Here is a 9,196-nt window from a genome sequence, read left to right as displayed (position 1 = left end):
GGGGAGGCGAGCCCTCTCGCCGATGCCGGCGCCGGGGAGGATCGGCCAGGCGGCTGGTCTCCTGCACCTTCTCGCTCTCAGGCCTCCACGCGCAGTGCCGGCACCAGCGGCATGCGTGCAAGGCGCCACGCCGGGTAGATGGAGGCGAGCAGGGCCGCCCCCAGCCCGAGCGCAAGATTCTCCGCCAGTGGCAGCCCCGGCAGCAGCACGTCCATGCGCCAGCCGAAGGCCTCGCGGTTGATCACCTCGATCAGCATCCAGCCCATGCCGAGACCCAGCGGGATCGCCGCCACCGCGGCAAACAGGCCGAGCAGTGCCCCCTGCAGGAAGACCAGGCGGACCACGCCGTCCGGCAGGAGTCCCGTGCTCCGCAGCACCGCGTACTCGCGCGCCCGCTCCATCTGCAGCGCGACCAGCGCGCTGAGAATGGCCACGAAGGCGACCACGAGGGTGATCACGCGCAGCAGGTGGGTGATCGCGAAGGTGCGGTCGAAGATCGCCATCGATTCGGCCTCGATCGCGCCGGGCCGGGTGACCATCGCGGGTTCCGGCTGCTCCGCGAGCCAGCGGTCGAGCCGATCCTCCAGCGCCTGCAGCGGCACGCCGGGCGCCGCAATCAGGCCCATCGACACGAATCCCGGAGGCTCGCCCTGATAGAAGCGTTCCGCGCGGATCAGCACCATTCCGCCGGGATTGCTGTAGTCCCGGTAGATCCCGGCCACCTCGAAGGCGCGGCGCCCGGACGGCGTTGCGATCTCGAGACGGTCGCCCACGCCCAGTTCCTGGTGCGCCGCGAAGCCTTCGGTGATCAGCACCGCGTCATCGCCCCGCAGCCGGTCGTCGAGTCCCGCCACGCGGCCGCGGACCAGCGGCAGGTGATCGAGCCAGTCCGCGTGCGGATCGAGCAGGAACAGCTTGATCATGCCGCGATCGGAGACCGCGTCCGCGGTTGCCCCCGTGCTGACCGAGGCCACCTCCGGCCAAGCCGCGATGGTCCGCGCCCAGGCACCCGGCAGCCGCGTGCCGCCGCGCGCGGAGGCGGGGCTGGCCGACACCACGTAGACGTCCGAGGTCAGCGTCTGCCCGAGCCAGTCGGAGACACTCACGCGGAAGCTGCCCACCAGCACGCTGACCCCGATCGCGGCCGCCAGCGCCAGCGTGAGCGCGACCACCGCCGGACCACTGCGGGACAGCCCGCGCTCCAGGCTCCTGACCGCGATGCGCGGGAGCGGCGACTCCTGCCGCTCGGAGGCCAGCCCACCCAGCCCGCGCAGCCCCACCGCGAGGACCCAGGGCAACATCAGCAGGAAACCGGTGATCATCAGGAACAGGGCCACGAAGCCGCCGACCAGCGCACCGAGACCCAGCGCGGCCACGGCCGCGCCGAGCAGCAGGACCCCGATGCCGGCGACCAGCAGAAAGCGGGCAAGCCTGCGGCCGCGCCGTTCCAGTGCCGCGCGCCCGGACCCGCCGACACCACGCTCCTGCGCCGCCTCCCAGGCCGGCGCCAGCGCGGATACCAGGGACAGACCCAGGCCCAGCGCGACCACCGCGGCCAGGGCCAGAGGACGCGGCTCCACCGCCGTGACGGCCACCGCGAAGAAGTGATCCGATACCGTCAACGCCACCTGCTCGACCAGTGCCTGGGCCAGAACGACGCCCGCGACCGCGCCGAGCAGGGTCCCCAGCAGCCCGACCAGCAGCGCCTCGATCAGGACCACCGCCATCACCTGCTGGCGGCTGACCCCGATCAGACGCAGGTCACCCAGCACCTGCAGCCGGCGCAGGACGGAAAAGGTCTGGGTGTTGTAGATCAGGAAGGCCGCGATCAGCAGGGCCAGCAGGCTCATCGCGGTGAGATTGATCCGGAAGGCCTGGGCGAGTTCGCGCGCCGCGGCGTCCCGCGCCGCGACCGGCACCAGATCGAGCCCGGCGGGAAGGGCGGCCTCGAGCGCCGCCGGGGCGTCTGGTCGATCGAGCCGGGCATCGATACGGTCCAGCCGGCCGACACGGTCCAGCAACAGTTGCGCAGTGGCGATGTCCGCGATCCACACCCGTGCATCGTCGCCCGCCTCCGGGGCCGCAAGCACGGTCACCTCGCGTGTGCCGGCCGGAGTGATCAGCGAGACCCGATCCCCGCCTCCCTGGGTGGACTGCAGGTCCAGCCATTGCGGTGGCACCAGCACGGTGCCGGGCTCGGTGAGCAGCCGCTGGATCGGTGCTGCGCCGAAGCTTGCCGCCCCCTCGCGAAACGGGGCCTCCGCCAGCGGATCGATACCGAGCAGGTAGATCGTCTCGCCGGACTCCAGCCGCAGCGGTCCCTCGACGATCGGCGCAAGATCGCGCCAGCCCTGCAGCCGCAGGTCGCGGTAGTGGCCCTCGGGGAATCCCTCCACCGGACCGAGCACCTGGTGGGTGGCCGCCCCGGCCACCTCGATCATCGAACGATCGAAGGCCCGTTGCGCCGACTGGTTCGCGAGGTCCACGGCCAGCACGACGGCCACCGCAATGACCACGCCGAGTATCGTCAGCAGGCGTTGCAGCGGATGGCGCGTCCAGTCGCGCAGCCAGGCGCGCAACAGCAGGGCGTTTCCGGTCATGGGTGCCTTCGGGAGCGTCGCGCCCCCTCCCCACCCCCTCCCCCGCAAGCGGGGGAGCGACCTGACCCGACTCCGCCGTCTGCGGCGGAGGGGCGTGGCGTCACGGTCATGCCTCGCCTCCGGCCAGCAAGCGCCCGTCGACCATGCGCAGCGTGCGATCCAGCCGCGCCGCCAGCGACTCGCTGTGCGTAACCATCAGCAGCGCGGCTGCCGACTCCTGCACCTGGTCCAGCAGCAGCTGAAACACCGCGTCGCCGGTCCTCGAATCCAGGTTTCCGGTGGGTTCGTCGGCAAGGATCAGGATCGGCCGATGCACCAGTGCCCGGGCGATCGCGACCCGTTGCTGCTCGCCGCCGGAGAGCTGCTCCGGATAGCGATCCGGTTTGTCGGCCAGTCCGACCCGTTCGAGCTGCACGCCCGCCCGCGCGCGGGCCTCTGCGCCCCGGGCCGTCCCGGACAGCTCGAGCGGCAGCGCCACGTTCTCCAGGGCGGTCAGGGTGGGAATCAGGTGGAAGGCCTGAAACACGATCCCCATCCGCTGGCGGCGAAGCAGCGTCCGCTCGCGCTCGCTGAGGGCGCCCAGCTCACTGCCTGCGATCCGCACCGTGCCACCACTCGGCCGTTCGAGGCCACCGGCCAGGTGCAGCAATGTGGACTTGCCACTGCCGCTCTCGCCGACGATCGCGACCCGCTCCCCACCCGACAGGGTCAGGTCGACCGCGTTCAGGACCGTCGCGGAGCCCGCGCCGCCGCGATAGGCGAAACCGAGGGATCGGCACTCGAGGACCGTACTGGGCTGCGTTGTCATTCCTCTTTCCGGGTCGACCTCTGCGGAGGGACCCCGGCGTCCGGTTTTGGTTCGGGGTTCCGGGGTGCTGCGGTTGGTCGTGGCGCGGAAGGCAGGTCCGCGGCGCTTGACCCACCCTGCCTGGAGAGGGACACCGTACTCCCCCGACCGCCTGGGTCAAGCACAACGGGGACCACCATGCAAAACGAGACCACCCCGGAGCCACCCGGGCGCGATGCCGGGGTCATCCCGGTTTCGCCCGCAGCGGTCCTCCGTTACAATCTCGCCGCTATCCGATGATTGGGTATCTGCCTTGAAACGCAACCGACGCAGTCGATCTAGTCAAGCCCTGCGGTAGCAGACCTCTCCTGGTTCGGTCTTCTTCTGCAGGGCACGTGGAAGTTGGGCCGGGCCTTCGTGTGATTTCCCCGCGATCTCGCTGCCTGAAGCCGCCCCGCCCCTGGTGGAGGCAAGGCCGAAGGAAGCGCTGATCGGCACACCGTTCCCGCGCCAGACTCCGAGGGGGCGCCGCAACCGGCGCGAGCCACGTTCCGGTCGCGGCCCGGAACGGCCAGGAGATGGGCATGGAACACAACCTGGAACAGTTCGTCGTCGAGATCCAGGAGCTGCTGCGCCTGGACGATCGCGACGCGCTTCAGGAGACGCTCGACTTCATGCGCGTCCAGGACATCGCCTGGGTGCTGATGGAGCTCTCCAGCGACGATGTCCCCGCCGTGTTCAACCGCCTGCCGCCCGGGCGCAAGGCGGACGTCTTCGGCTATCTCGACCTTGAGTACCAGGTCCGGCTGCTCGCCGCGACACCGCGTGCCGACGCCCGCTTCCTGCTCTCGGAGATGGACACCGACGACCTCACCGCGCTGCTGCAGTCGCTGGACGAGGACGAACTCCGCGAGTACCTGCGGCTGCTGCCCTTCCGCGCCATCCGGCGAGCCCTGAAGCAGCTCAACTACCCGGAAAACTCGGTGGGCCGGGTGATGTCATCGGACGTGGTGGCGGTGGAACCGGACTGGAGCATCTGGCGGGCCCTGGCGTTCATTCGCCGCAATGCCGACGAGCACTCGAACAACGTGATCTTTGTGGTCGATGCGGATCGCCGGCTGCTGGCCGCCGTGCCGATCCGGCATTTCCTGCGTGGACGGCCCGTTGATCCGGTCGCGACATTGCTGCAGGACGCCTCGCCGGTGTCCGTATCGGTACTGGAGGAGCCCACCGAGGCCGCGCGCCTGATCCAGCACTACGATCTCGAGACGCTCCCGGTGGTCGGCGAGGACGGTGTGCTGCTCGGCGTCGTTACCGTCGACGACGTGGTGGACCTGCTGGAGGCCGAGTCAACCGAGGACTTTCACAAGATGGGCTCGGTCGGCAGCCTCACGCTGAGCCTGCAGACCGCGAGTCCCGTGCTGCTCTTCCGCAAGCGCGTCGGCTGGCTGCTGGTGCTGGTCGCCTTCAATACCATGGGCGGCTACGTGATCTCTCGCTACGAAGAGGCGATCGAGACGCTGGTGGCCCTGGTCTTCTTCCTGCCGCTGATCATCGCCTCCGGGGGCAATGCCGGCGCGCAGAGTTCCATGCTGATGGTCCGCGCGATCGCGACCGGCGAGGTCACCGCCCGTGACTGGCTCAAGCTCTGGGGCAAGGAGATCGGCGTCTCCGTCGCGCTGGGCCTAACGATGGGCCTCGCCGTGTCGCTGATCGGGCTGTGGCGGGGCGGATACGAACTGGCGCTGCTGGTTGCAACCGCCATGACCCTGATCGTGGCCGCGGCCAGTGTCGTCGGCATGCTGCTGCCGATCATCCTGAGCCGGCTCAAGCTGGACCCGGCGACCGCCAGCGTGCCGCTGGTCACGTCGCTGGCGGACATCTTCGGCATCCTGATCTATTTCACGCTGGCGGTGGGAATCTTCAACATCGCCGTGGGCGGGGTCTGACCTCATCACCATGAACACCGTCGTCCAGGAGGACCCGACCCTCGCGGATGTCCTGCGCGAGACGCTGGATCAGGGGGATGCCGACCGCCTGCGGGAGCTGGTGGACGCTCACGCCGGGCAGGACATCGCGCACGCGCTGACCAAACTGCCCCGCCAGCAGTGGCAACGCCTGCTCGAGCGTCTGGACCATGAGCACGCGGCTGATATCTACGCGCATCTGCCCACCGAGCAGCAGACGCTGCTGCTGGAGGAGCTCGAACACGACCAGGCGACCCGCCTGATCGGACAGCTCTCCTACGATGATGCGGCGGCGGTGCTGCATGAACTGGAGGACGAACACGCCGGCACGATCCTGAGCGCGCTGCCCGAAGACGACCAGCGGGTGCTCAATGCGCTGCTTGCCTACCCCGAGGAGAGCGCCGGACGGATCATGACGCCGGAGTACGCGACCGTGCGGCCCGAATGGACGGTGGAAGAGGCGCTGGATCACCTCCGCGAACACAGCGACATCGCGGAGACGGTGAACACCATCTTCGCCGTCTCACCGGGGGGGCAGCTGCTGGGCTGGGCGCGACTGAAGGACCTGCTGCTGAGCCGCCCCCGCGCACGCGTCGAGACGGTCCTGCGTATGGACATCATCAGCATCGAGGCCCACGAGGACCAGGAAGAGGCGGCTCGGCGGATCAGCCACTATGACCTCGACGTGCTGCCGGTGGTCGATGAACACGGCGCAATCCTCGGGATCATCACCGTGGACGATGTGCTCGACATCATCCGCGACGAGACCACCGAGGACTTCCATCGCATGGCGGCCGTGTCCGACCTCCCGCTCTCCATGCGCGAGGCCAGCATGCGCCTGCTCTATCGCAAGCGCGTCGGCTGGCTGGTGATCCTGGTCGCGGTGAACATCCTGTCCGGGGCCGCCATCGCCTTCTTCGAGGCGTCGATCGAGGCCGTTGTGGCCCTGGTCTTCTTCCTCCCGATGGTCATCGCCACCGGGGGAAATGCCGGGGCCCAGGCCTCGACCCTGATGGTGCGCGCCCTGGCAACCGGCGACATCCAGATGCGGGACTGGTTGCGTCTGGGAACGAAGGAGGTCCTGGTCGCCACGGCCCTGGGATTCGCGATGGCGGCCGCCATCTGGCTCGCCGGCAACTGGCTGGGCGACTTCGCGGTCGCGAACGCCATCGCGATCGCGATGTTCCTGGTGGTGCTGTTCGGCTCGATGTTCGGGATGACGCTGCCGTTCATTCTGACCCGCCTGAAACTCGATCCGGCAACCGCCAGCGCCCCCCTGATCACCTCGGTGGTGGACGTGATCGGGATCATCATCTACTTCGGCGTCGCGACCGCGATCCTGCAGCTCCACTAGCGAGCCGGCCGCGCCCGGCAGGCGGCCGTCGAAGCCTCCGCGCCCCCCGGGGACAGATTTTGAATCTGTCCCCTTTCGCTCCTGTCCCCGTTCGCTCCGCTGCCCCTGCAGAGAGACGGTCGCGCCCTCACGCACCGGCATGGTTCCAGAACGCGACGATCAGCACCCAGATGCCGATGAATGCGAAGATCCCCGCGCTCAGCCGCTGCATCAGCCGCGCGGGGATTCTCGTGGCATAGCGGTGTCCGATCCAGATTGCGGGCGCATTGGCCACGACCATGCCCAGCGTGCTTCCGGCGACCACCCAGGCCACGGTCTCGAAGTTGGCGGCCAGCGCCGCGGTCGCGACCTGGGTCTTGTCACCCATCTCCATCAGGAAGAACAGGACGAAGGTGGTGAAGAACGCGCCGCGCACCGAGACCGCGGGTGGACGCTCGCCCTCGTGATCGCCTTGAAGCGTCCAGGCCGCCATCGCGAGAAACCCGAGGCCGACGATCCACGCGATGACGTGGTCCGGAAGCAGGCGGGACACCCACATACCGGCGACCGCAGCCAGACCGTGATTGGCCGCCGAGGCGACGAACACGCCCCAGAACACGGGCCAGGGTCTGCGGAAGCGGGCACTGAGCGTCAGCGTGATGAACTGCGTCTTGTCGCCGATCTCGGCGATCGCGACCGTGAACAGTGCCAGAAGGAAGATCTCCATGGGGGCTCCCAAGGGGTCGGAGGGCGAACACCAGTGGCACCGCCGCCGGCCCGACCCGGTCCCGACGCGGATACCACAGGTCTCGCCAAGCCCAGCCGGGCCGCACGCGCCATGACCATCGGTCAATTGTGTTGACGCGCACTCCCGGCATCGCGCCGGGACGGCTACTCCCCTGAAGCGCATGCGATGTTAGGGGGGGCCGGCGCAGATTTCAAATCGGCCCCGGAGGGGGAGTTTTGCAACGCTTCGCTTGCGGCGGGAGAATGGCCTTCTCACCAACGGACTTCACCAGGCCATGAACGCGATTCCTGCCCGGCACCGGACCACCCCCGTACGGGTCGGCCACGTCACCGTCGGCGGGGACGCGCCGGTCGTGGTGCAGTCGATGACCAACACCGACACCGCGGATCCGGTCCGCACCGCAATCCAGGTGGCGGAACTGGCGCGTGCCGGCTCCGAGATCGTGCGCATCACCGTGAATACCGAGGAGGCGGCCGCTGCGGTTCCGGAGATTCGCGAGCGTCTGGACGGCATGGGGCTGGACGTGCCGCTGGTCGGGGACTTTCACTTCAACGGCCACAAACTGCTGGCGAAATACCCGGCCTGCGCGGAGGCCCTGGCCAAGCTGCGCATCAATCCCGGCAACGTCGGCAGGGGCTCTAGGCGCGACGCGCAGTTCGAGGCGATGATTGAGGTCGCCTGCCGCTACGACAAGCCGGTGCGCATTGGCGTGAACTGGGGGAGTCTCGATCAGGCGGTGCTCGCGCGCCTGCTCGACGCGAACGCCTCCCGCCCGGACCCGCTCCCGCTTGAGGACGTGACCCGCGAGGCGCTGATTGCCTCCGCGCTCGAGAGCGCCGCCCAGGCCGAGGCCATCGGCCTGCCGCACGATCGCATTGTGCTGTCGGCCAAGGTCAGCGGGGTGCAGCCGCTGATCCGCGTCTACACGGACCTGGCCGCCCGCTGCGACTACCCGCTGCATCTCGGGCTGACCGAGGCCGGAATGGGCGTGAAGGGCATCGTCGCCTCCACCGCCGCGCTGGCGGTGCTGTTGCAGCAGGGCATTGGCGACACCATCCGCATCTCGCTGACACCGGAACCGGGCGGTGACCGCACCCAGGAGGTCCTCGTCGCGCAGGAGATCCTGCAGAGCCTCGGTCTGCGCAGCTTCCTGCCCGCGGTGATCGCCTGCCCGGGTTGCGGCCGCACCTCGAGCGACTATTTCCAGAAACTCGCGCAGGACATCCAGGGCTTCATCCGTCACCAGATGCCGGACTGGAAGAAGCGCTATCCCGGCGTCGAGGAGATGACCGTTGCGGTGATGGGCTGTGTGGTGAACGGCCCGGGGGAGAGCCGGCACGCGAACATCGGCATCAGTCTCCCGGGCACCGGCGAGGTCCCGGTCGCACCGGTCTACGAGGATGGCGAAAAGACCGTGACCCTGAAGGGCGACCGGATCGCGGAGGAATTCCAGGCCCGCGTCGAGGCCTACATCGAACGGCGGTTCGGGCAGAGCCCATAGGCCGAGCCGGTTCGCCGTTGGCTCGAAACACGGGCCAAACGGCCGGCCTTGCAGGATTTGTCCCGGCCTCGTGGGAGGCGAGCCCTCTCGGCGAGCGGGCGCCGGAGATTGTCGCCCAGGGGCTGGCCTCCTACGGCATTCGTCCCATAGGAGCGGCCCTTGTGGGAGCGGCCTCTGGCCGCGATGGCCCCAGGCACCCACGGCAACGCCGCATCGCGGCTGGAAGCCGCTCCTACAGGCCCGGCCCTGGTGGGAGCGGC

Annotated in this window: 6 protein-coding genes and 1 riboswitch; of the genes, 3 read left to right on the top strand and 3 right to left on the bottom strand. The window is 69.1% G+C overall.

Annotated features, from left to right (window positions below):
* Positions 1-77: 77 nt before the first annotated feature.
* Positions 78-2,600 (bottom strand): FtsX-like permease family protein, encoded by a 2,523-nt coding sequence (locus ACESMN_RS12515; RefSeq protein WP_373053937.1) that lies wholly within the window; start codon positions 2,598-2,600, stop codon positions 78-80.
* Positions 2,601-2,706: 106 nt separating this feature from the next.
* The gene (locus ACESMN_RS12510) at positions 2,707-3,408 is read right to left on the bottom strand and encodes an ABC transporter ATP-binding protein (RefSeq protein WP_373053936.1); all 702 of its coding nucleotides are present in this window, start codon (positions 3,406-3,408) and stop codon (positions 2,707-2,709) included.
* 563 nt (positions 3,409-3,971) lie between these two features.
* Here ACESMN_RS12510 and mgtE (ACESMN_RS12505) point away from each other — a divergent pair.
* Both mgtE (ACESMN_RS12505) and mgtE (ACESMN_RS12500) read left to right on the top strand, forming a co-directional pair.
* Positions 3,972-5,336: a magnesium transporter gene (gene mgtE / locus ACESMN_RS12505; RefSeq protein ID WP_373053935.1), complete on the top strand. Its 1,365-nt coding sequence runs from the start codon at positions 3,972-3,974 to the stop codon at positions 5,334-5,336.
* A 10-nt stretch (positions 5,337-5,346) separates the two neighbouring features.
* Positions 5,347-6,708, top strand: a complete 1,362-nt coding sequence (gene mgtE / locus ACESMN_RS12500; protein ID WP_373053934.1) for a magnesium transporter — start codon at positions 5,347-5,349, stop codon at positions 6,706-6,708.
* 127 nt (positions 6,709-6,835) lie between these two features.
* Here the strand turns inward: mgtE (ACESMN_RS12500) and ACESMN_RS12495 are convergent, their stop codons facing one another.
* Positions 6,836-7,414, bottom strand: a complete 579-nt coding sequence (locus ACESMN_RS12495; protein WP_373053933.1) for a TMEM165/GDT1 family protein — start codon at positions 7,412-7,414, stop codon at positions 6,836-6,838.
* Between the two features lie 52 nt (positions 7,415-7,466).
* Positions 7,467-7,592, bottom strand: a riboswitch (yybP-ykoY riboswitch).
* 117 nt (positions 7,593-7,709) lie between these two features.
* Between ACESMN_RS12495 and ispG the strand changes: the two genes are divergently transcribed.
* Positions 7,710-8,936 carry a flavodoxin-dependent (E)-4-hydroxy-3-methylbut-2-enyl-diphosphate synthase gene (gene ispG, locus ACESMN_RS12490; protein ID WP_373053932.1) on the top strand — a complete coding sequence of 409 codons (1,227 nt, stop codon included), beginning with the start codon at positions 7,710-7,712 and terminating at the stop codon, positions 8,934-8,936.
* Positions 8,937-9,196: the final 260 nt, after the last annotated feature.

The sequence above is a fragment of the Thioalkalivibrio sp. genome (assembly GCF_041690275.1).
GTDB lineage: Bacteria > Pseudomonadota > Gammaproteobacteria > Ectothiorhodospirales > Ectothiorhodospiraceae > Thioalkalivibrio.
Note: the sequence above shows the minus strand (reverse complement) of the source record. Positions and strands in the feature narration are given on the sequence as shown.